Raw genomic sequence first — 21399 nt, forward strand, 5'->3', positions numbered from 1 at the left:
TCATGGCAATCGTCAAAGTCAAGCCGACGTCGCCGGGTCGCCGCGCGATGGTCAAGGTGGTCAACAAGGAACTGCACAAGGGCAAGCCGCACGCGGCGCTGCTCGGCACGCAGAGCTCCAAGGCTGGCCGCAACAACAATGGCCGCATCACGACGCGTCACCAGGGCGGTGGTCACAAGCAGCACTACCGCATGATCGATTTCCGTCGCACGAAGGACGGCATTCCGGCGAAGGTCGAGCGTTTCGAGTACGACCCGAACCGCAGCGCGAACATCGCGCTCGTGCTGTACGCAGACGGCGAGCGCCGCTACATCATCGCGCCGAAGGGCGTGACGGTGGGCCAGCAACTGATGTCGGGCTCGGAAGCGCCGATTCGCGTGGGCAACACGCTGCCGATCCGCAACATTCCGGTCGGTACGACGATTCACTGCATCGAAATGCTGCCGGGCAAGGGCGCGCAGATGGCGCGTTCGGCCGGTACGTCGGCGATGCTGCTCGCACGCGAAGGCGTGTACGCGCAGGTTCGTCTGCGTTCGGGCGAAATCCGCCGCGTGCACATCGAGTGCCGCGCGACGATCGGTGAAGTCGGCAACGAAGAGCACAGCCTGCGCCAGATCGGCAAGGCCGGTGCGAACCGTTGGCGCGGTATCCGTCCGACGGTGCGTGGCGTCGCAATGAACCCGATCGACCACCCGCATGGTGGTGGTGAGGGCCGTACCGCTGCGGGCCGCGACCCGGTGAGCCCGTGGGGCACGCCGACGAAGGGCTTCCGTACGCGTCGCAACAAGCGCACGACGACGATGATCGTCCAGCGCCGTCACAAGCGTTAAGGAGTAGGCAATGGCACGTTCTGTTAAAAAAGGTCCGTTCTGCGACGCCCATTTGCTGAAGAAAGTTGAGGCGGCTGCAGCTTCGCGCGACAAGAAGCCGATCAAGACCTGGTCGCGTCGCTCGACGATCCTTCCGGACTTCATCGGTCTGACGATCGCCGTCCACAACGGCCGTCAACACGTTCCGGTGTACATCTCGGAAAACATGGTCGGCCACAAGCTTGGCGAGTTCGCACTGACCCGTACGTTCAAGGGTCACGCGGCCGACAAGAAGGCCAAGAAATAAGGGGCTATCAAGATGGAAGTGAAAGCAATTCATCGCGGTGCCCGCATCTCGGCGCAGAAGACGCGCCTTGTGGCTGACCAGATCCGCGGTTTGCCGGTCGACAAGGCGCTGAACGTTCTGACGTTCTCGCCGAAGAAGGCGGCTGGCATCGTGAAGAAGGTCGTGCTGTCGGCGATCGCGAATGCGGAGCACAACGAAGGCGCCGACATCGACGAGCTCAAGATCAAGAGCATTTACGTCGACAAGGCTGCGTCGCTCAAGCGTTTCACCGCGCGCGCAAAGGGCCGCGGCAACCGCATTGAGAAGCAATCCTGTCACATCACTGTGACGGTCGGGAATTAAGGAGCCATACGATGGGACAGAAAATTCATCCGACTGGCTTCCGCCTGGCTGTCAGCCGCAATTGGGCTTCGCGCTGGTACGCGAACAACAACAATTTCGCGGCGATGCTGCAGGAAGACATCGGTGTTCGTGAGTACCTGAAGAAGAAGCTGAAGAATGCTTCGGTCGGTCGGGTCATCATCGAGCGTCCGGCGAAGAACGCGCGCATCACGATTTTCAGCTCGCGTCCGGGCGTCGTCATCGGCAAGAAGGGCGAGGATATCGAACTGCTGAAGACGGAACTGCAACGCCGCATGGGCGTGCCGGTTCACGTCAACATCGAAGAGATCCGCAAGCCGGAAACCGATGCGCAACTGATCGCCGATTCGATCACGCAGCAGCTCGAGCGCCGGATCATGTTCCGCCGCGCGATGAAGCGCGCGATGCAGAACGCGATGCGTCTGGGTGCCCAAGGCATCAAGATCATGAGCGCCGGTCGTCTGAACGGCATCGAAATCGCGCGTACCGAGTGGTACCGCGAAGGCCGCGTGCCCCTGCACACGCTGCGCGCCGACATCGACTACGCAACGTCGGAAGCAAAGACGACGTACGGTGTCATCGGCGTCAAGGTGTGGGTCTACAAGGGCGACACGCTCGGCCGCAACGACGCGCCGGTGGTCGAAGAAGTGACCGAAGACAAGCGTCCGCGTCGCAACGCGCGTCCGGGCGACCGTCGTCCGCGCCGTGACGGTGAAGGCGGCGCTCCGGGTGCTCGCCGTGGCGCACCGCGCCGTGGCGCCGGCAAGCCGGAAGACGGCAAGACTGGAGAATAACGATGCTGCAACCGAAACGCAGGAAGTATCGCAAAGAGCAGAAGGGCCGTAACACCGGTATCGCCACGCGCGGCAACGCCGTGTCGTTCGGTGAGTTCGGCCTGAAGGCTGTCGGTCGCGGCCGTCTGACCGCGCGTCAGATCGAGGCGGCGCGTCGTGCAATGACGCGTCACATCAAGCGCGGCGGCCGCATCTGGATTCGCATCTTCCCGGACAAGCCGATTTCGCAGAAGCCGGCCGAAGTGCGGATGGGTAACGGTAAGGGTAACCCTGAGTACTACGTCGCCGAGATTCAGCCGGGCAAGATGCTGTATGAAATGGATGGCGTATCCGAAGAACTGGCGCGTGAAGCGTTCCGTCTGGCCGCAGCGAAGCTGCCGCTGAAGACGACGTTCATCGTGCGTCAGCTCGGCGCCTAAGGAGAAAACATGAAGGCTTCCGAACTTCTCCAGAAAGATCAGGCCGCGCTCAACAAGGAGCTGTCGGACCTGTTGAAGGCGCAATTCGGCCTGCGCATGCAACTCGCGACCCAGCAGCTCACGAACACGAGCCAGCTGAAGAAGGTTCGTCGCGACATCGCACGTGTGCGGACCGTCCTGACTCAGAAGGCGAACCAGAAATGAACGATAGCGTGAAAACCTCGCTGAAGCGGACGCTCGTCGGTAAGGTCGTCAGCAACAAGATGGACAAGACCGTCACCGTGCTGGTCGAGCACCGCGTCAAGCACCCGATCTACGGCAAGTATGTCGTGCGCTCGAAGAAGTACCACGCGCACGATGAAGCGAACACCTACAACGAAGGCGATCTCGTCGAAATCCAGGAAACCCGTCCTGTTTCGAAGACGAAGGCCTGGGCGGTTTCGCGTCTCGTCGAGGCGGCCCGCGTGATCTAAGCGGGAAAGGCAGTAAAAAGTGCTTCAGCAGTAGAAGTGCTTGAAATCGCAAAGTTTTTGCTTGCGTGGCCGGGATTATTTGTTATAATCCCGGTCTTCCCTCTTTATGGGAGCCCCGTCGCGGGCGAAGTGACTGGTGGGGGAAGCGGACTGGCGTCAGGCCTGCTCCGAAGGATTCACCGATTGCGATGGCGGGTTTCGTTTGCCGTCGCTGCTGTTCCAACCCAAGCAGCCTCGGCTGACGGGACCAAGACTGACCGTATGCGCCATGGTGGCGTATCCGGATTAAGTTGGGAAAGACAAACCATGATCCAGACCGAATCTCGGCTTGAAGTGGCCGACAACACGGGTGCGCGTGAAGTCATGTGCATCAAGGTGCTCGGCGGCTCGAAGCGTCGTTATGCCAGCATTGGCGACATCATCAAGGTGAGCGTCAAAGAGGCAACGCCGCGCGGGCGCGTGAAGAAAGGCGAAATCTACAACGCCGTGGTGGTCCGCACCGCTAAGGGCGTTCGCCGTCAAGACGGCTCGCTGATCAAGTTCGACGGCAACGCCGCTGTGCTTTTGAATAACAAGCTCGAGCCGATCGGCACCCGTATCTTCGGGCCGGTCACGCGTGAGCTGCGTAGCGAACGATTCATGAAGATCGTGTCGCTGGCGCCGGAAGTGCTGTAAGGAGTCGCGATGAACAAGATTCGCAAGGGTGACGAAGTGATCGTCATCACCGGCAAGGACAAAGGCAAGCGCGGTGTCGTGCTGGCCGTGGGCGCCGAGCATGTGACGGTCGAGGGTATCAACCTCGTCAAGAAGCATGTGAAGCCGAACCCGATGAAGGGTACGACGGGCGGCGTGGAAGCGAAGACGATGCCGCTGCATATTTCGAACGTCGCACTGGTCGACGCGAACGGCAAGGCTTCGCGTGTTGGCATCAAGGTCGAGGATGGCAAGAAGGTTCGCTTCCTGAAGACGACCGGTGCCGTGCTGAGCGCCTGACGCTGCGGAGTAGAGAAATGGCACGTTTTCAAGAGTTTTACAAAGAGAAGGTTGTTCCCGGCCTGATCGAGAAGTTCGGCTACAAGTCGGTCATGGAAGTGCCGCGCATCACCAAGATCACGCTGAACATGGGTCTTGGCGAAGCGGTCGCCGACAAGAAGATCATCGAGAACGCCGTCGGCGATCTGACGAAGATCGCGGGTCAGAAGCCTGTCGTGACGAAGGCTCGCAAGGCAATCGCGGGCTTCAAGATTCGTCAAGGCTACCCGATCGGCGCGATGGTCACGCTGCGCGGCCGCGCGATGTACGAATTCCTCGATCGTTTCGTGACGGTTGCCCTGCCCCGCGTGCGCGATTTCCGCGGCGTGTCGGGCCGTGCATTCGATGGTCGCGGCAACTACAACATCGGTGTGAAAGAGCAGATCATTTTCCCCGAAATCGATTACGACAAGATCGACGCGCTGCGTGGGCTGAACATCAGCATCACGACGACCGCGAAGACCGACGACGAAGCGAAGGCTCTGCTCGCCAGCTTCAAGTTCCCGTTCAGAAACTGAGGTTACCGTGGCTAAACTGGCACTGATCGAACGTGAAAAGAAGCGCGCTCGCCTTGCGCAAAAGTACGCTCCGAAGCGTGCTGAACTGAAGGCGATCATCGACGACGCGAGCAAGTCCGAAGAAGAGCGCTACGCCGCTCGCCTGGAACTGCAGCAACTGCCCCGCAACGCGAACCCGACCCGCAAGCGTAACCGCTGCGCGATCACGGGCCGTCCGCGCGGCACGTTCCGCAAGTTCGGCCTCGCGCGCAACAAGATTCGTGAAATCGCATTCCGTGGCGAGATTCCTGGCCTGACCAAGGCGAGCTGGTAATAGGAGAAACATAAATGAGCATGAGTGATCCTATCGCCGATATGCTGACTCGCATCCGCAACGCGCAGATGGTCGAGAAGGTTTCGGTGTCGATGCCCTCGTCGAAGGTCAAGGTTGCGATCGCGCAGGTCCTGAAGGACGAAGGTTATATCGACGATTTCGCCGTGAAGGCGGAAGGCGCGAAGGCCGAGCTGAACATCGCGCTGAAGTACTACGCGGGCCGTCCGGTCATCGAGCGCCTCGAGCGCGTGTCGAAGCCGGGTCTGCGCGTGTACCGCGGCCGTAACGAGATTCCGCAGGTCATGAATGGCCTCGGTGTGGCAATCGTGTCGACGCCGAAGGGCGTGATGACCGACCGCAAGGCGCGCGCTACCGGCGTCGGCGGCGAAGTCATCTGCTACGTCGCTTAAAGCCGAAAGGAGAGAGGAACATGTCTCGAGTAGGTAAGAGCCCGATCGCGCTGCAAGGCGCGGAAGTCAAGCTGGCCGACGGTGCGATCATCGTCAAGGGTCCGCTGGGCACCATCACGCAAGCGGTCAATCCGCTCGTGAACGTGGCGAACAACGACGGCACGCTGAACCTGTCGCCGGTCGACGACAGCCGCGAAGCAAATGCACTGTCGGGCACGATGCGCGCGATCATCGCGAATGCCGTGCACGGCGTGACCAAGGGTTTCGAGCGCAAGCTGACGCTGGTTGGCGTCGGTTATCGTGCGCAGGCGCAAGGCGACAAGCTGAACCTGTCGCTGGGTTTCTCGCACCCGGTGGTGCACCAGATGCCGGAAGGCGTCAAGGCTGAAACCCCGACGCAAACCGAAATCGTGATCAAGGGGATCGACAAGCAGAAAGTCGGCCAAGTCGCTGCCGAAGTGCGCGGCTACCGTCCGCCCGAGCCGTACAAGGGCAAGGGCGTGCGCTATGCCGACGAGGTTGTGATCCTCAAAGAAACGAAGAAGAAGTAAGGGTGCGCAATCATGGATAAGACTCAATCTCGCCTGCGCCGCGCTCGCCAGACGCGTATCAAGATCGCTGAGTTGCAGGTCGCGCGTCTCGCCGTGCATCGCACGAACACGCACATCTACGCTCAGGTGTTCTCGCCCTGCGGCACCAAGGTGCTGGCCAGCGCGTCGACGCTCGAAGCCGAAGTGCGCGCTCAGCTCGCCGACAAGTCGGGCAAGGGCGGCAACGTCGCCGCTGCCACGCTGATCGGCAAGCGTATCGCCGAAAAGGCCAAGGCCGCCGGCATCGAATCCGTCGCCTTCGACCGCTCGGGCTTCCGCTACCACGGCCGCGTGAAGGCGCTGGCCGAGGCAGCTCGCGAAGCTGGGCTCAAGTTCTAAGGAAGGAATCGTCATGGCAAAGATGCAAGCGAAAGTTCAGGCTGACGAGCGCGACGACGGCCTTCGCGAAAAGATGATCTCGGTCAATCGCGTGACCAAGGTCGTGAAGGGTGGCCGTATTCTCGGCTTCGCCGCACTGACCGTGGTTGGCGATGGCGATGGCCGCGTCGGCATGGGCAAGGGCAAGGCGAAGGAAGTGCCGGTTGCCGTCCAGAAGGCGATGGAGCAGGCCCGCCGCAACATGTTCAAGGTGCCGCTGAAGAACGGCACGCTGCAGCACGAAGTGCACGGCAAGCACGGTGCGTCGACGGTTCTCCTCGCTCCGGCGAAGGACGGTACCGGCGTGATCGCCGGCGGCCCGATGCGCGCGGTGTTCGACGTGATGGGCGTGCAGAACGTCGTCGCGAAGAGCCACGGCTCGACGAACCCGTACAACCTCGTTCGTGCGACGCTGGACGGCCTGCGCAAGCAGTCGACCCCGGCCGACATCGCGGCGAAGCGCGGCAAGTCCGTCGAAGAAATTTTGGGCTAAGCCCAGGTGGTCACCATGTCTGAAAAAACTGTCAAGGTTCAGCTCGTGAAGAGCCTGATTGGGACCCGCGAATCGCACCGCGCCACCGTGCGCGGTCTGGGTCTGCGCCGTCTCAACTCGGTCAGCGAACTGCAGGATACGCCGGCGGTGCGCGGGATGATCAACAAGGTCTCGTACCTTGTGAAGGTCATCGGTTAAGCGGCCGACTACGGATCAAGGAGTTGATATGGAATTGAATAACCTGAAGCCGGCGGCAGGCGCTAAGCATGCGAAGCGTCGCGTTGGCCGCGGCATCGGTTCCGGCCTCGGTAAGACGGCCGGCCGTGGTCACAAGGGTCAGAAATCGCGTTCGGGCGGCTTTCACAAGGTCGGCTTCGAAGGCGGTCAGATGCCGCTGCAGCGTCGTCTGCCGAAGCGCGGCTTCACGTCCCTGACGAAGGAATTCGTCGGTGAAGTGCGCCTCTCCGACCTCGAAAAGCTGCCGGTCGACGAAGTCGATCTGCTCGCTCTGAAGCAAGCCGGCCTCGTCGGCGAGCTGACCAAGAGCGCGAAGATCATCGCGACGGGCGAGCTGAAGCGCAAGATCGTCGTCAAGGGTCTCGGTGCGACGAAGGGTGCGCGCGCCGCGATCGAGGCGGCCGGCGGTTCGTTTGCCGAGTGACACGCAACGCGTGCCGTCACTAGCATTTGCATCGGAGAAGATACTTGGCTAACAGCCCGAGTCTCGCAAAACCCGGTCGAAGCACGGCGAAGTTCGGCGATCTGCGTCGGCGTGCAATGTTCTTGCTGCTGGCGCTGATCGTCTATCGCATCGGCGCGCACATCCCGGTGCCGGGCATCGACCCGGATCAGCTGGCGAAGCTGTTCCAGAGCCAGGCGGGCGGCATCCTGGGCATGTTCAACATGTTCTCGGGTGGCGCGCTGTCTCGCTTTACGATCTTCGCGCTGGGGATCATGCCGTATATCTCGGCGTCGATCATCATGCAGCTGATGGCGATCGTGTCGCCGCAGCTCGAGGCGCTGAAGAAGGAAGGGCAGGCCGGACAGCGGAAGATCACGCAGTACACGCGGTACTTCACCGTGGTGCTCGCGACGTTCCAGGCTTTCGGCATCGCGGCCGCGCTGGAGAATCAGCCGGGGCTCGTGACCGATCCGGGCGCGGTGTTCCGTCTGACGACGGTCGTCACGCTGGTGACGGGAACGATGTTCCTGATGTGGCTCGGCGAGCAGATCACCGAGCGTGGTCTCGGCAACGGCATCTCGATCATCATCTTCGGCGGGATCGCAGCAGGGTTCCCGAATGCCGTCGGTGGGTTGTTCGAGCTGGTGCGCACGGGTTCGATGAGCATCATTTCGGCGATCATCATCGTCGTTCTGATCGCCGCGGTGACTTACCTGGTCGTGTTCATCGAACGCGGTCAGCGCAAGATCCTCGTGAACTACGCGAAGCGCCAGGTCGGCAACAAGATTTACGGCGGGCAGTCGTCGCACCTGCCGCTGAAGCTGAACATGTCGGGCGTGATTCCGCCGATCTTCGCATCGTCGATCATCCTGTTCCCGGCGACGATCCTGAGCTGGTTCAGCTCGGGCGAGCGCAAGGGCTGGCTGTCCGACACGCTGCACAACGTCGCGGAAGCGCTGAAGCCGGGCCAGCCGGTCTATGTGCTGCTTTACACGCTGGCAATCGTGTTTTTCTGCTTCTTCTACACCGCGCTGGTGTTCAACAGCAGGGAAACCGCGGACAACCTGAAGAAGAGTGGCGCGTTCGTGCCGGGCATCCGTCCGGGCGACCAGACCGCGCGATACATCGACCGGATTCTCACGCGTCTCACGCTGGCCGGTGCGATCTACATCGTCTTCGTGTGTCTGCTGCCGGAGTTCCTGGTGTTGCGCTGGAACGTGCCGTTTTATTTTGGTGGAACGTCGCTGCTGATCATTGTCGTCGTCACGATGGACTTCATGGCGCAGGTGCAGTCGTACGTTATGTCGCAACAGTATGAGTCGCTGCTCAAGAAAGCCAATTTCAAGGGCGGCAACATCCCAATGCGTTAAAAAGGACTTATGGCCAAAGACGATGTAATCCAGATGCAGGGTGAGGTGATCGAAAACCTTCCGAATGCGACCTTCCGGGTGAAGCTGGAAAACGGCCATGTCGTATTGGGACATATCTCCGGAAAGATGCGGATGCACTACATCCGTATCCTTCCCGGCGACAAGGTGACGGTTGAATTGACGCCTTACGATCTGTCTCGTGCGCGGATCGTGTTCCGGGCGAAGTGATTTAGAAAAAGGGTAATATCATGAAAGTGATGGCATCGGTTAAGCGCATTTGCCGCAATTGCAAGATCATCAAGCGCAAGGGCGTGGTTCGCGTGATCTGCAGCTCGGATCCGCGTCACAAGCAGCGTCAAGGCTGACTGCGCGTTTGTTTGCGCTTTTTGTTTGAGGAAAAACAATGGCTCGTATCGCAGGGGTTAACATCCCGAACCACCAGCATACCGAAATCGGTCTGACGGCGATTTTTGGTATCGGCCGCACGCGCTCGCGCAGCATCTGCGTGGCTTCTGGTGTGGCTTTCTCGAAGAAGGTCAAGGACCTGACCGACGCAGACCTCGAAAAGCTGCGTGAAGAAGTGGGCAAGTTTGTCGTCGAAGGCGATCTGCGCCGTGAAGTGACGATGAACATCAAGCGCCTGATGGACCTCGGCTGCTACCGCGGCGTGCGCCATCGCAAGGGCTTGCCCATGCGCGGCCAGCGTACGCGTACGAACGCCCGTACTCGCAAGGGTCCGCGTCGTGCAGCGCAAGCGCTGAAGAAGTAAGCGGAACTGACAGTTACAGGAAAACGTAATGGCTAAGGCTTCGAACACCGCGGCGCAACGCGTTCGCAAGAAAGTCAAGAAGAACGTCGCTGAAGGCGTGGTTCACGTTCACGCGTCGTTCAACAACACGATCATCACGATCACCGATCGCCAGGGCAATGCGCTGGCGTGGGCGACGTCGGGCGGCCAGGGCTTCAAGGGCTCGCGCAAATCGACGCCGTTCGCCGCACAGGTGGCTGCCGAGTCGGCCGGCCGCGTGGCGATGGAATATGGCGTGAAGAATCTGGAAGTGCGGATCAAGGGCCCCGGCCCGGGCCGCGAGTCGGCAGTGCGCGCACTGCACGGTCTCGGCATCAAGATCACCGCGATTTCGGACGTGACGCCGATTCCGCACAACGGCTGCCGTCCGCCGAAGCGTCGCCGCATCTAACGATGCGTTGGCGCCTTGCCTGTCGCCGCTTTGCGTCGACGGGCTGCGCTTTTTTGATTGCGCATTTGATTGATTAAGCCCACCGTTCGCCCCAAAGGGCGCGAACTAGCGCGGATTCCGGTTCGCGTCATAGATAGATAGAGGAATGCAAAGTGGCACGTTATATCGGCCCTAAAGCCAAGCTGTCTCGCCGTGAAGGCACCGATCTGTTCCTGAAGAGCGCGCGCCGCTCGCTCGCCGACAAGTGCAAGCTCGACAGCAAGCCCGGTCAGCACGGCCGCACCTCGGGTGCGCGCACGTCGGACTACGGCACGCAGCTCCGCGAAAAGCAGAAGGTCAAGCGCATTTACGGCGTGCTGGAGCGTCAGTTCCGCCGCTACTTCGCAGAAGCCGACCGCCGCAAGGGCAACACGGGTGAAAACCTGCTGCAACTGCTCGAGTCGCGTCTCGACAACGTCGTGTACCGCATGGGCTTCGGCTCGACCCGCGCTGAAGCGCGTCAGCTCGTGAGCCACAAGGCGATCACCGTCAACGGCATCGTCGCGAACATCCCGTCGCTGCAAGTGAAGTCGGGCGACGTGATCTCGATCCGTGAAAAGGCAAAGAAGCAGGCGCGTATCGTCGAAGCGCTGTCGCTGGCCGAGCAAGGCGGCATGCCGAGCTGGGTTGCGGTCGATGCGAAGAAGTTCGAAGGCACGTTCAAGCAAATGCCGGAGCGCGCCGACATCGCGGGCGACATCAACGAAAGCCTGATCGTCGAATTGTATTCGCGTTAATCCGATTGATGGCCGAGGAATCCTGTTCATTGCGTCGCGCAAGGCAGGGCCTCGGCTGTTCATTTTCAGGTTGTTACCGGTCAGCCTTATCGGTGTAACGAGCCGAGGGTATTGAAAAGGAAAACCTATGCAAACCAGTTTGTTGAAACCCAAGATCATCGCCGTGGAATCGCTGGGCGAGAACCACGCGAAGGTGGTGATGGAACCGTTCGAACGCGGTTACGGCCACACCTTGGGCAATGCGCTTCGCCGCGTGCTGTTGTCGTCGATGGTCGGTTACGCGCCGACCGAAGTGACGATCGCCGGCGTCGTGCACGAGTATTCGACGCTTGATGGTGTGCAAGAGGACGTCGTCAACCTGCTGCTGAACCTGAAGGGCGTGGTGTTCAAGCTGCATAACCGCGACGAAGTCACGGTGACGCTGCGCAAGGAAGGCGAAGGCGTCGTGACGGCCGGCGATATCGAACTGGCTCACGACTGCGAAGTCATCAACCCGAATCACGTGATCGCGCATCTGTCGAAGGGCGGCAAGCTCGACGTGCAGATCAAGGTCGAGAAGGGCCGCGGCTACGTGCCGGGCAACGTGCGCCGTTACGGCGACGAGACGGCGAAGATCATCGGCCGCATCGTCCTGGACGCGTCGTTCTCGCCGGTTCGCCGCGTGAGCTATGCGGTCGAGAGCGCGCGCGTCGAGCAGCGTACCGACCTCGACAAGCTCGTGATGAACATCGAAACGAGCGGCGTCATCACGCCGGAAGAAGCGATCCGCCAATCGGCACGCATCCTCGTCGACCAGCTGTCCGTGTTCGCGGCGCTGGAAGGCACGGAAACGGCCGCGGAAGCGCCGTCGCGCGCGCCGCAGATCGACCCGATCCTGCTGCGCCCGGTCGATGACCTCGAGCTGACCGTCCGTTCGGCGAACTGCCTGAAGGCCGAGAACATCTACTACATCGGCGACCTGATCCAGCGCACGGAAAACGAGCTGCTGAAGACGCCGAACCTCGGCCGCAAGTCGCTCAACGAGATCAAGGAAGTGCTCGCTTCGCGCGGTCTCACGCTGGGCATGAAGCTCGAGAACTGGCCGCCGGCCGGCCTCGACAAGTAATCCCGGTTGCCGCGGTAACTGGTCAAGATGCGGATTTTCTTTTAAAATCCGCATCTTGCTTTTTTTCATACCGGCCCGTGCGCCTGATTTTCTCGCGCGATAGAAGAGCTGGATCAAAACTTTGAATCAAGGAAACTGAAATGCGTCACCGTCATGGTCTGCGGAAACTGAACCGCACGAGCAGCCACCGTCTGGCTATGCTCCGCAACATGTCCAACTCGCTGATCGAGCACGAAGTCATCAAGACGACGCTGCCGAAGGCGAAGGAACTTCGTAAGGTGGTCGAGCCCCTCATCACGCTCGGCAAGAAGCCGTCGCTCGCGAACCGCCGGCTGGCGTTCAACCGCCTGCGCGATCGCGATTCCGTCGCGAAGCTGTTCGACGTGCTCGGCCCGCGCTTCGCGAACCGTCCGGGCGGCTATCTGCGCATCCTGAAGTTCGGTTTCCGCGTCGGCGACAACGCGCCGATGGCGCTCGTCGAGCTGCTCGACCGTCCGGAAGTCGACGAGACCGAAAACGTCCAGGAAGCCGAATAAGCGTTTTCCCGCACGTAGCACGAAGGGCCAAGCAATGCTTGGCCCTTTTTGTTTTCGTTGACCGATTTCGTGCGTCGGATTGACGCGCACGCGCGGCCCACGCGCTCACCCGACGTGCGATACGATATGACGTTTCAACGAGCACACGGAGGCGCGAATGGTGATCGTGATGATGTTGACGACCGTGCCCGACGCCGCCGTCGCCCGCGCGCTCGCCGACGGCGCGCTGTCGGCCCGGCTCGCCGCGTGCGTATCCGAGCTCGGCGCGATCCGTTCGAGCTACCATTGGCAGGGCAAGGTCGAGACGGCCGACGAGATCCAGTTGCTGTTCAAGACGAGCGCCGTGCGGGCGCTCGAGCTCGAACGCTATATCCAGTCGCACCACCCGTACGACGTCCCGGAAATCGTCTCGTGGCAGGCGACGGCGTCCGCCGCCTACGGCCAGTGGGTGGCTACCGAAACTCAGCGTCTATTTCATGTTTAACCGTATTCCGCTTTACGCGCAGTCCCGCCTTTGCTTCCTGCTCGCCGTCGTCGCGCTGCTCGGTGCGCTGCTCGGCGCGTCGTTCGCGGCGCGCGCCGCTGACGACTTCCTCGACCCTTCCGTCGCGTTCAAATTCAGCGCGAGCGAGGCGCCGGGGCAGGTCGACATTCATTTCAAGATTGCCGACGGCTATTACATGTATCGCGAGCGCTTCGCGTTCGCCGTGAAAAGCGGCTCGGCGACGCTCGGCGAGCCGCAACTGCCCGCCGGGCACGTGAAGTTCGATCCGACGTTCCAGAAGAACGTCGAGACCTACCGCGGCGACCTGACGATCCATCTGCCCGTCAAGCAGGCGGCGGGGCCGTTCGAGCTGGCGGTGACGTCGCAGGGCTGTGCGGACGAGGGGATCTGCTATCCGCCCGCCGAGCACGTCGCGCGGATCGACGGCGCGGCGCTCGGCGCAGCCGGCGCGCGCCCCGTCGCGGCGGCGGCCGGAGCCGATCCGGCCGCCGCCGACAGCGGCAGCTGGTACGAGCGCGTGACGAGTGCCGACTACGCACGTTCGTTGCTCGAAGGCCACGGATTCCTGACGATCGTCGCGCTCTATTTCGTGGCCGGCATGGTGCTGAGCCTGTTGCCGTGCTCGTATCCGATGATCCCGATCTTGTCGGCGATCATCGTCGGCGAAGGCGCGCATGCGACGCGCACGCGCGCGTTTGCGCTATCGCTCACCTATGTGATCGGCATGGCGCTCGTCTATACGGCGCTCGGCGTCGCGGCGGCGCTCGTCGGGCAGAGCCTCGGCGCGTGGCTGCAGAATCCGTGGGTGCTCGGCGCGTTCGCGCTGCTCCTCACGGTGTTCGCGCTGCTGCTGATCGGCGGAATCGACATCACGTTGCCGCAGCGCTGGCAGAGCGGCGCCGCGCAGACGACCGGGCCGCGCAAGGGCGGACGCTTCGCGGCCGTCGCGACGATGGGCGCGCTGTCGGCGCTCGTCGTCGGCGCGTGCATGACCGCGCCGCTTTTCGCCGTGCTCGCGTTCATCGCGCACACCGGCAGCGCGTTCCTCGGCGGCGCCGCGCTCTTCTCGATGGGCGTCGGCCTCGGCGTTCCGCTCCTCGTCATCGGGATCGGCGCGGGCACACTGTTGCCGCGCGCCGGCGCGTGGATGGACGGCGTGAAGGTGTTCTTCGGCGTCGTGCTGCTCGCCGCTGCGCTGTGGATCGTCTGGCCGGCGCTGAACGCCGCGTCGCAGCTCGGTCTGGGCGCGTTGTGGCTGCTGATCGCCGCCGCCGCGCTCGGGCTCTTCACGCCGCATTCGGGCTCGTCGTCGATCTGGCGTCGCCTTGGGCGCGGGCTCGGTGCGGCGCTCGCGATCTGGGCCGCGACGCTCCTCGTCGGACTCGCGGCGGGCTCGACCGATCCGCTGCGCCCGCTCGCGGTGCTCGCGGCGCGCGCGGCGCCGGTCGGCGCGGCCGCCGCGAGTGCCGGCTCGGTTGCGCATGAAGGGCCGGCGTTCGCGCCGGTGCGCTCGCTCGCCGAGCTCGACGAGATCGTGAAGACGTCGACGCAGCCGGTAATGCTCGACTTTTATGCGGACTGGTGCGTGAGCTGCAAGGAGATGGAGCATCTGACGTTCAGCGACGCGCGCGTCGGCGCGCGGCTCGCACAAATGCGTCTCGTGCGCGCGGACGTGACGGCGAACACGCCGGACGATCAGGCGCTCTTGAAGCGCTTCGGCCTGTTCGGACCGCCGGGCATCATCGTGTTCGAGCGGAACGGGCAGGAGCGCGGTCGCGTCGTCGGCTATCAATCCGCCGATCGGTTCCTGCGCAGTCTCGATCGGATGTCGCTGCCGGCTGCGTTGTCGGCGTCGTGACGGAATCGAAGCGGGCCCGGCGAGCGAATGCGCGGCGCGCGCCGCCATCGCCGCCGAAGTCGATCTGGCGCAAATAAAAATGGCGAGGCATCGAGCCTCGCCATTTTCGATTTCGCTATTCGCGCGTTCCGCTTCGCTTGCGCAAACGCCCGCGTCTGACGCTTACTTCTGCGCGCGCAGCAGCCGCGCCGCGTCGAGCGCGAAGTACGTGAGGATGCCGTCCGCGCCCGCTCGCTTGAACGCAAGCAGCGATTCGAGCACGACCTTGTCGTGATCGAGCCAGCCGTTCTGCGCGGCGGCCTTCAGCATCGCGTACTCGCCGCTCACCTGATAGACGTAGGTCGGAAAGCGGAATTCGTCCTTCACGCGGCGCACGATGTCGAGATACGGCATGCCGGGCTTCACCATTACCATGTCCGCGCCTTCGTCGATGTCGAGGCGCACTTCGCGCAACGCTTCGTCGCTGTTGGCGGGGTCCATCTGGTAGGTCATCTTGTTGCTCTTGCCGAGATTCGACGCGGAGCCGACGGCGTCGCGGAACGGGCCGTAGAACGCGGACGCATACTTTGCCGAGTACGCCATGATTCGCGTGTAGATGTGGCCGTCGCTCTCGAGCATCTCGCGCACGGCGCCGATGCGGCCGTCCATCATGTCCGACGGCGCGACGATGTCGACACCCGCTTCCGCCTGCGCGCGCGCCTGCTCGACGAGGATCTCGAGCGTTTCGTCGTTGAGCACGTAACCGGATTCGTCGAGCACGCCGTCCTGGCCGTGGCTCGTATACGGATCGAGCGCGACGTCGGTCAGCACGCCGAGCTCGGGGAAGCGGCGCTTCAGCTCGCGCACCGCGCGCGGGATCAGCCCTTCGGGATTGGTTGCCTCGCGGCCGTCGGGCGTCTTCAACGACGGCTCGATCGCCGGGAAGAGCGACAGGACCGGCACGCCGAGTTCGACGCATTGCTCGGCGACGCCCATCAGCAGATCCACCGACACGCGCTCGACGCCCGGCATCGACGGCACCGGCTGGCGCACGTTCGTGCCTTCGACGACGAACACGGGGTAGATCAGATCGTTCGTGGTGAGGATGTTCTCGCGCATCAGGCGGCGCGAGAAATCGTCGCGGCGCATGCGGCGAGGGCGGTGCAGGGGATGGATGCTCATGGCGGAATGGCTGGGATCTGTGCCCGACGGAACCTTACAGTTCCCTTCGGTAAACTTTTGAGACAATGGTATATGATAGCGATCGAGCAACGCGCACTGCGCAATGCTCCCCGCTTCTCCTCCCTGAGCGGGTGCCTGTCGTTTTTCGATTAGGCTGTTTAACCCGCCGTCAAACGGCGGGTTTTTTTATGGGCCGCACGAATCGAGACATCCGTCAGGTGGGACGTGCGTCACGCAGCACGTCGCGCGATCGTCATTCTGCTACAGCCGCGCGATCTTCGTCGGCGGCCGCGGGCCGCACCCAGCTCTCGATCAGCGCGTGCGCGTCGTCGAGCCCCGTGCGCTTGAGCGCCGAGAAAAGCTGCACCGTCAGCTTGCCTGCGTAACCCGCGTCCCGATACGCGTCGAGCCCCTTTTGCGTCGCACGCAGCGCGTTGATGCTCTCCTGCCGCGTCAATTTGTCGCACTTCGTCAGAAGCGTGTGAATCGGCTTGCCGGTCGGCGCGAACCATTCGATCATCCGGCGATCGAGTTCGGTGAGCGGCCGGCGCGAGTCCATCATCAGGATCATCCCGCGCAACTGCGGGCGCGATTGCAGGTACGTCGACAGCAATTGCTCCCAGTGCGCCTTCGCCGCGCCCGGCACTTCCGCGTAGCCGTAGCCCGGCAGATCGACGAGGTGCGCGACGGGCTCCGCGGCCGGGCCGACCGAGAAATAGTTGATGTGCTGCGTGCGCCCGGGCGTCTTCGACGCGAAAGCGAGCCGCTTCTGATTGCAAAGCACGTTGATCGCCGTCGATTTGCCGGCATTCGAGCGGCCTGCGAACGCGATTTCGGGCTGCGCGGTCGGCGGCAGGTCGCGCAGATGATTGACGGTCGTGAAGAAGCGGGCTTGATGGAGCAAGAAGGCCATGGGACAGGAGGCGACGGGCGGCGTGGGCCGCGCGGTGGAAGGCGGGGAGCCCCGAAGTAGCCCTGATGGGCATCGGGGCTTTCATCGGGGTATTGTACAATACGGCGCATTTGCCGCAGCCGGCGGAAGCTGATGAGCGCGCTTCTACGGTAGACTGGGCGCCGTCGTTTTTTGCAGAACCTCACTACTCCCACAAGACGAAACAAGGTGTGCGAATGAATCGACTGAGCAAGTCTTCGGTGGTGCTTCAGTTCGCAGTAGCAGGGCTCGTTGGTTTCATGGCGGAGGCAAAGGCGGCGGATGCGGCGAAGCCGGATCTCGACCGGGGCAAGGCGATCGCGACGCAGGTGTGCGCGGCGTGCCACGGTGCCGACGGCAACAGCGCGACGGGTTCGTTCCCGAAGCTCGCCGGCCAGCATCCCGATTACCTCGTCAAGCAGTTGCACGATTTCAAGACGCAGCCGGGCGCGAAGGGGCCGGTGCGCGTCAACGCCGTGATGGTCGGATTCGCGAGCGCGCTGAACGATCAAGACGCGCGCAATGTCGCCGCCTATTACGGGGCGCAGTCGGCCAAGCTCGGCGCCGCGCGCGACGCGGCCACCGTGCCCGCCGGGCAGAAAATCTATCGCGGCGGCATCACCGAGAAGGGCGTGCCCGCCTGCGCGAGCTGCCATGGGCCGACGGGACAAGGGATTCCGATTCAGTATCCCCGGTTGTCGGGGCAGTGGGCCGACTACACGGTCGCGCAGCTGACCGCGTTCCAGCAGGGCACGCGCAGCAACGAGGCGATGCATCAGATCGCGCTGCGGCTGACGGACGGCGAGGTCAAGGCCGTCGCCGATTACATCGCCGGCCTGCACTGAGCCGATTTCGGTTCGCGAGCCGAATGAACGAGCCGTCCGCGTGCGCGGCGGCCGCTAGAACAAGAAAAGGGTGGGGCGCCGTCGAAGCACGGCCGCCTTGCCCTTTTTTGCTGTGAGTTGGAGTTTGAATGAGCGTTACCACGTCGGGGTTGCAGTCGAGAGCGGGACAGTCCGCAGTCAAGCGCGCGGTCGAGCTGCTGAGCTCGATGCGTTTTGCGATCGCGCTGCTCGTCGTCCTGTCGATCGCGAGCATCATCGGCACGGTCCTCACGCAGGACGATCCGTACCCTAACTACGTCAACCAGTTCGGCCCGTTCTGGGCGGACATCTTCCGCGCGCTCAGCCTCTACACGGTCTACAGCGCGTGGTGGTTCATGCTGATCCTGATCTTCCTCGTCGCGTCGATCTCGCTGTGCGTGATCCGCAACGCGCCGAAGATGCTCGCCGACGTGAAGAGCTGGAAGGACAAGGTCCGCGAAGGCAGCCTGCGCGCGTTCCACCACAAGGCCGAATTCGCGGTTTCGGGGGATCGCGCGCGCGCGACGCAGACCGTCGCAGCGTTCGTCGCGAAGGCGGGCTACAGGCACGTCGTGCGCGAGTCGGACGGCGCGACGCTCGTCGCCGCGAAGCGCGGCGCGCTGACGAAGTTCGGCTACATCGCCGCGCACCTCGCGATCGTCGTGATCTGTGTCGGCGGCCTGCTCGACAGCAACCTGCCGATCAAATTCCAGATGTGGATGTTCGGCAAGAGCCCCGTCAACTCGAGCGCGACGATCAGCGAGATCGGGCCCGAGCACCGGCTGTCCGCGTCTAACCCGACGTTCCGCGGCTACGCATGGGTGCCGGAGGGCCAGTACGTGTCGACCGCGATCCTCAATCAGCCGACCGGCTCGCTGATCCAGGATCTGCCGTTCTCGATCCAGCTCGAGAAATTCATCGTCGACTACTACTCGACCGGCATGCCGAAGCTCTTCGCGAGCGACATCGTCGTCGTCGATCGCGAGACCGGCAAGCGGATTCCCGTGCGCGTCGAGGTCAACAAGCCGTTCACGTACAAGGGCGTGTCGATCTATCAGTCGAGCTTCCAGGACGGCGGCTCGCTGATGGAAATGACCGCGTATCCGATGGCCGGCTCGAGCGCCGCGACGTTCCCGTTCAAGGGCACGATCGGCAATTCGGCGCCGCTGCCGATGGCGGGCGCCGACGGCGAGACCGTCGAGTTCTCCGATTTCCGCGCGATCAACGTCGAGAACGTTACCGACGCGAACGGCAAGACCGACGCGCGCGGCGTCGCGGCGAACCGCTCGATCAAGGAGATCTTCGACGAGCGGCTCGGCTCCGGCGCGAAGACGTCGAAGCCGCTCGAACTGCACAACATCGGGCCGTCGGTCCAGTACAAGGTGCGCGGCAAGGACGGCCAGGCGCGCGAGTTCAACAATTACATGCTGCCCGTCGACATGGGCGGCGATCGCGTGTTCCTCGCCGGCGTGCGCGCGAGCCCGAACGATCCGTTCCGCTATCTGCGGATTCCGGCCGACAGCCGCGACACCGTCGGCGAATGGATGCGGCTGCGCGCGACGCTCGAGGACCCGGCGGCGCGCACCGAGGCGGCGCGGCGCTTCGCGCAGCATTCGCTGAGCGCCGGCGATGCCGCGTTGCGCGACCGGCTCGAAGACAGCGCGCAGCGCGTCCTGACCCTTTTCGCCGGCGCGGACGGCGGCATCGGCCGCGGCGCCGACGGCAATCCGGTGGGCGGCTTCCAGGCGGTCGCGACCTTCATCGACCGTTCGGTGCCGAAAGACGAGAAGGAGAAGGCCGCCGCGCTGCTGTTGCGGATGCTCGAGGGCTCGATGTGGGAAGTGTGGCAAATCGCGCGCGAGCGCGCGAGCGAGCCGCCCGTTCAGCAGACGCAGGACACGGTGCGCTTCGTGCAGAACGCGATCAACGCGCTGTCGGACAGTTTCCTGTACGGCGCGCCCGTCTATCTGCAGCTCGATTCGTTCAAGCAGGTGCAGGCGTCGGTGTTCCAGCTGACGCGCGCGCCGGGCAAGAATCTGGTGTATCTTGGCAGCCTGCTGCTCGTCGCCGGCATCTTCGCGATGTTCTACGTGCGCGAGCGACGCCTCTGGTTCTGGCTCAAGGATACGGGCGCGGGCGTCAGCGTGCTGATGGCGATGTCCTCCGCGCGCAAGACATTCGACTTCGAAAAGGAATTCGTGCAGACGCGCGACGCGGCCGGCGCCGCACTCGGCGCGCCGCCTGCCTCCCGCGCGCCCGACAGCGCCGGTTCCAAGGACTCGACTCGGTAACATCATGGATCTGACCCAAGTTTCGCCATCCCGCGCGCCGCGCGCTTCCGACGCGGCCGGGCGGGCGCTCTTCGACGATCGGCCGTTCCTGCGCCGCCTGTCGCTCGTCGACTGGCTGTTCGCACTGGCGCTCGTGGCGGGCGCGGGCTTCGCGCTCGCGCAGTACCACGCGCACATGGATTACTACGACAAGGCCGTGCTGATCGGCACCGTGCCCGCGCTCGTCGCGCTCGGCTGGCGCTGGAAGCCCGCGCGGCTTCTGATGGCCGCGATCGCCGCGCTGTCGCTGCTGTCGTTGCAGATCTATCACGGCGATCTCGCGCGCGCCGATTCGGCATTCCTGCTCAAGTACTTCCTGTCGAGCCAGTCGGCGATCCTCTGGATGAGCGCGCTCTTCGTGCTCGCGACCCTCTTCTACTGGATCGGCATGCTGTCGCGCTCCGAATCGGGCGGCGCGATCGGCCAGAAGCTCACGTGGGTCGCCGTGCTGATGGGCTTCACGGGCTTGATGGTGCGCTGGTACGAGTCGTATCTGATCGGCTCGGACGTCGGCCACATTCCGGTGTCGAACCTGTACGAAGTCTTCGTGCTGTTCAGCCTCATCACCGCGCTCCTCTATCTGTACTACGAAGGGCACTACGGCACGCGCGCGTTGGGCGCGTTCGTGCTGCTCGTGATCAGCGCGGCCGTCGGCTTCCTGATGTGGTACTCGATCGCGCGCGACGCGCAGCAGATTCAGCCGCTCGTTCCCGCGCTGCAGAGCTGGTGGATGAAGATTCACGTGCCCGCGAACTTCATCGGCTACGGCAGCTTCGCGCTGTCCGCGATGGTCGCGGTCGCGTATCTGGTGAAGGAGCGCGGCGTGCTCGCCGATCGGCTGCCGGCGCTCGAGGTGCTCGACGACGTGATGTACAAGTCGATCGCGGTGGGCTTCGCGTTCTTCACGATCGCGACGATTCTCGGCGCGCTGTGGGCGGCCGAGGCTTGGGGCGGCTACTGGAGCTGGGACCCGAAGGAAACCTGGGCGCTCATCGTGTGGCTGAATTACGCAGCGTGGCTGCACATGCGTCTGATGAAAGGGCTGCGCGGCACGGTCGCCGCGTGGTGGGCGCTGACGGGCCTGCTCGTCACGACGTTCGCGTTCCTCGGCGTCAACATGTTCCTGTCCGGCCTGCACAGTTACGGCAAGCTGTAAGATCCGCGCCGCTCGAACGACTAATAACCGC

The 21399-nt window shown here is 63.3% G+C and carries 32 protein-coding genes; 30 read left to right on the plus strand and 2 right to left on the minus strand.

All coding sequences use genetic code 11. The annotated features are described in order from the left end of the window. The first annotated feature begins 2 nt into the window (after positions 1–2). The 27 genes from rplB (at position 3) to dsbD (ending at position 14927) form a co-directional block, all read left to right on the plus strand. A complete protein-coding gene (gene rplB / locus WT60_RS01990; RefSeq protein WP_060355901.1) occupies positions 3–830 on the plus strand; it encodes a 50S ribosomal protein L2 in 828 nt (275 codons plus the stop codon). A gap of 10 nt (positions 831–840) precedes the next feature. Further along, complete coding sequence (gene rpsS, locus WT60_RS01995) at positions 841–1116, plus strand: 30S ribosomal protein S19 (protein WP_004199273.1); 276 nt, start codon at positions 841–843, stop codon at positions 1114–1116. A gap of 12 nt (positions 1117–1128) precedes the next feature. After that, positions 1129–1458, plus strand: coding sequence for a 50S ribosomal protein L22 (gene rplV, locus WT60_RS02000; RefSeq protein ID WP_004199272.1), 330 nt, complete (start codon positions 1129–1131; stop codon positions 1456–1458). Between the two features lie 11 nt (positions 1459–1469). Further along, entirely contained in the window at positions 1470–2270 is an 801-nt protein-coding gene (gene rpsC / locus WT60_RS02005; protein WP_038749633.1) for a 30S ribosomal protein S3, read from the plus strand. A gap of 2 nt (positions 2271–2272) precedes the next feature. Further along, positions 2273–2689: a 50S ribosomal protein L16 gene (gene rplP / locus WT60_RS02010; RefSeq protein WP_004199857.1), complete on the plus strand. Its 417-nt coding sequence runs from the start codon at positions 2273–2275 to the stop codon at positions 2687–2689. Positions 2690–2698: 9 nt separating this feature from the next. Beyond that, positions 2699–2893 carry a 50S ribosomal protein L29 gene (gene rpmC, locus WT60_RS02015; protein ID WP_004199856.1) on the plus strand — a complete coding sequence of 65 codons (195 nt, stop codon included), beginning with the start codon at positions 2699–2701 and terminating at the stop codon, positions 2891–2893. Beyond that, a complete protein-coding gene (gene rpsQ / locus WT60_RS02020; RefSeq protein WP_004201274.1) occupies positions 2890–3162 on the plus strand; it encodes a 30S ribosomal protein S17 in 273 nt (90 codons plus the stop codon). The genes rpmC and rpsQ overlap by 4 nt, the downstream gene beginning before the upstream one ends. A 306-nt stretch (positions 3163–3468) precedes the next feature. After that, complete coding sequence (gene rplN / locus WT60_RS02025; RefSeq protein WP_004197951.1) at positions 3469–3837, plus strand: 50S ribosomal protein L14; 369 nt, start codon at positions 3469–3471, stop codon at positions 3835–3837. A gap of 9 nt (positions 3838–3846) precedes the next feature. Then, a complete protein-coding gene (gene rplX / locus WT60_RS02030) occupies positions 3847–4155 on the plus strand; it encodes a 50S ribosomal protein L24 (RefSeq protein ID WP_004197950.1) in 309 nt (102 codons plus the stop codon). A gap of 17 nt (positions 4156–4172) precedes the next feature. Next, complete coding sequence (gene rplE, locus WT60_RS02035; RefSeq protein ID WP_004202757.1) at positions 4173–4712, plus strand: 50S ribosomal protein L5; 540 nt, start codon at positions 4173–4175, stop codon at positions 4710–4712. Between the two features lie 7 nt (positions 4713–4719). After that, positions 4720–5025: a 30S ribosomal protein S14 gene (gene rpsN / locus WT60_RS02040; RefSeq protein ID WP_010106961.1), complete on the plus strand. Its 306-nt coding sequence runs from the start codon at positions 4720–4722 to the stop codon at positions 5023–5025. 14 nt (positions 5026–5039) lie between these two features. After that, the gene (gene rpsH, locus WT60_RS02045) at positions 5040–5435 is read left to right on the plus strand and encodes a 30S ribosomal protein S8 (protein WP_038749635.1); all 396 of its coding nucleotides are present in this window, start codon (positions 5040–5042) and stop codon (positions 5433–5435) included. Positions 5436–5455: 20 nt separating this feature from the next. Beyond that, complete coding sequence (rplF, locus tag WT60_RS02050) at positions 5456–5986, plus strand: 50S ribosomal protein L6 (protein WP_038749636.1); 531 nt, start codon at positions 5456–5458, stop codon at positions 5984–5986. 12 nt (positions 5987–5998) lie between these two features. Next, positions 5999–6364, plus strand: coding sequence for a 50S ribosomal protein L18 (gene rplR / locus WT60_RS02055; RefSeq protein ID WP_004197946.1), 366 nt, complete (start codon positions 5999–6001; stop codon positions 6362–6364). Between the two features lie 13 nt (positions 6365–6377). After that, entirely contained in the window at positions 6378–6896 is a 519-nt protein-coding gene (gene rpsE, locus WT60_RS02060) for a 30S ribosomal protein S5 (protein ID WP_004197945.1), read from the plus strand. A gap of 15 nt (positions 6897–6911) precedes the next feature. Further along, positions 6912–7094, plus strand: a complete 183-nt coding sequence (gene rpmD, locus WT60_RS02065; RefSeq protein ID WP_004202755.1) for a 50S ribosomal protein L30 — start codon at positions 6912–6914, stop codon at positions 7092–7094. Positions 7095–7122: 28 nt separating this feature from the next. Continuing rightward, complete coding sequence (gene rplO / locus WT60_RS02070; protein WP_038749639.1) at positions 7123–7557, plus strand: 50S ribosomal protein L15; 435 nt, start codon at positions 7123–7125, stop codon at positions 7555–7557. Positions 7558–7601: 44 nt separating this feature from the next. Then, positions 7602–8948 carry a preprotein translocase subunit SecY gene (gene secY, locus WT60_RS02075; protein ID WP_009906430.1) on the plus strand — a complete coding sequence of 449 codons (1347 nt, stop codon included), beginning with the start codon at positions 7602–7604 and terminating at the stop codon, positions 8946–8948. Between the two features lie 9 nt (positions 8949–8957). Continuing rightward, entirely contained in the window at positions 8958–9176 is a 219-nt protein-coding gene (gene infA, locus WT60_RS02080) for a translation initiation factor IF-1 (protein ID WP_004521905.1), read from the plus strand. Between the two features lie 20 nt (positions 9177–9196). Beyond that, positions 9197–9313: a 50S ribosomal protein L36 gene (rpmJ, locus tag WT60_RS02085; protein ID WP_004199844.1), complete on the plus strand. Its 117-nt coding sequence runs from the start codon at positions 9197–9199 to the stop codon at positions 9311–9313. Positions 9314–9351: 38 nt separating this feature from the next. After that, complete coding sequence (gene rpsM, locus WT60_RS02090; protein WP_038749642.1) at positions 9352–9717, plus strand: 30S ribosomal protein S13; 366 nt, start codon at positions 9352–9354, stop codon at positions 9715–9717. A gap of 28 nt (positions 9718–9745) precedes the next feature. Further along, positions 9746–10147: a 30S ribosomal protein S11 gene (gene rpsK, locus WT60_RS02095; protein ID WP_004197937.1), complete on the plus strand. Its 402-nt coding sequence runs from the start codon at positions 9746–9748 to the stop codon at positions 10145–10147. A gap of 152 nt (positions 10148–10299) precedes the next feature. Continuing rightward, positions 10300–10923: a 30S ribosomal protein S4 gene (gene rpsD / locus WT60_RS02100; RefSeq protein ID WP_038749644.1), complete on the plus strand. Its 624-nt coding sequence runs from the start codon at positions 10300–10302 to the stop codon at positions 10921–10923. Positions 10924–11050: 127 nt separating this feature from the next. Beyond that, a complete protein-coding gene (gene rpoA / locus WT60_RS02105) occupies positions 11051–12028 on the plus strand; it encodes a DNA-directed RNA polymerase subunit alpha (protein ID WP_009888441.1) in 978 nt (325 codons plus the stop codon). A gap of 140 nt (positions 12029–12168) precedes the next feature. Then, positions 12169–12564 carry a 50S ribosomal protein L17 gene (rplQ, locus tag WT60_RS02110; protein WP_006400638.1) on the plus strand — a complete coding sequence of 132 codons (396 nt, stop codon included), beginning with the start codon at positions 12169–12171 and terminating at the stop codon, positions 12562–12564. A 157-nt stretch (positions 12565–12721) separates the two neighbouring features. After that, positions 12722–13048 carry a divalent-cation tolerance protein CutA gene (gene cutA, locus WT60_RS02115; RefSeq protein ID WP_038749647.1) on the plus strand — a complete coding sequence of 109 codons (327 nt, stop codon included), beginning with the start codon at positions 12722–12724 and terminating at the stop codon, positions 13046–13048. Continuing rightward, positions 13041–14927 (plus strand): protein-disulfide reductase DsbD, encoded by a 1887-nt coding sequence (gene dsbD / locus WT60_RS02120; protein WP_060355900.1) that lies wholly within the window; start codon positions 13041–13043, stop codon positions 14925–14927. The genes cutA and dsbD overlap by 8 nt, the downstream gene beginning before the upstream one ends. Positions 14928–15089: 162 nt before the next feature. Here dsbD and hemB read toward each other — a convergent pair whose 3' ends face one another. Next, the gene (hemB, locus tag WT60_RS02125; RefSeq protein ID WP_038749653.1) at positions 15090–16088 is read right to left on the minus strand and encodes a porphobilinogen synthase; all 999 of its coding nucleotides are present in this window, start codon (positions 16086–16088) and stop codon (positions 15090–15092) included. A 253-nt stretch (positions 16089–16341) separates the two neighbouring features. Then, a complete protein-coding gene (gene yihA / locus WT60_RS02130; RefSeq protein ID WP_059577384.1) occupies positions 16342–17001 on the minus strand; it encodes a ribosome biogenesis GTP-binding protein YihA/YsxC in 660 nt (219 codons plus the stop codon). Between the two features lie 215 nt (positions 17002–17216). On the opposite strand from yihA, the gene WT60_RS02140 reads away from it, so the two are divergent. From WT60_RS02140 to ccsB, 3 genes are all read left to right on the plus strand, one after another. Next, positions 17217–17864 (plus strand): c-type cytochrome, encoded by a 648-nt coding sequence (locus WT60_RS02140; protein WP_060355899.1) that lies wholly within the window; start codon positions 17217–17219, stop codon positions 17862–17864. 128 nt (positions 17865–17992) lie between these two features. Next, complete coding sequence (locus tag WT60_RS02145; RefSeq protein WP_060355898.1) at positions 17993–20173, plus strand: cytochrome c biogenesis protein ResB; 2181 nt, start codon at positions 17993–17995, stop codon at positions 20171–20173. 4 nt (positions 20174–20177) lie between these two features. Continuing rightward, the gene (gene ccsB, locus WT60_RS02150) at positions 20178–21368 is read left to right on the plus strand and encodes a c-type cytochrome biogenesis protein CcsB (RefSeq protein ID WP_059577378.1); all 1191 of its coding nucleotides are present in this window, start codon (positions 20178–20180) and stop codon (positions 21366–21368) included. The last annotated feature ends 31 nt before the right edge of the window (positions 21369–21399 follow it).

Origin of the sequence: Burkholderia sp. MSMB617WGS, from assembly GCF_001532025.2 — a bacterium.
GTDB lineage: Bacteria > Pseudomonadota > Gammaproteobacteria > Burkholderiales > Burkholderiaceae > Burkholderia > Burkholderia savannae.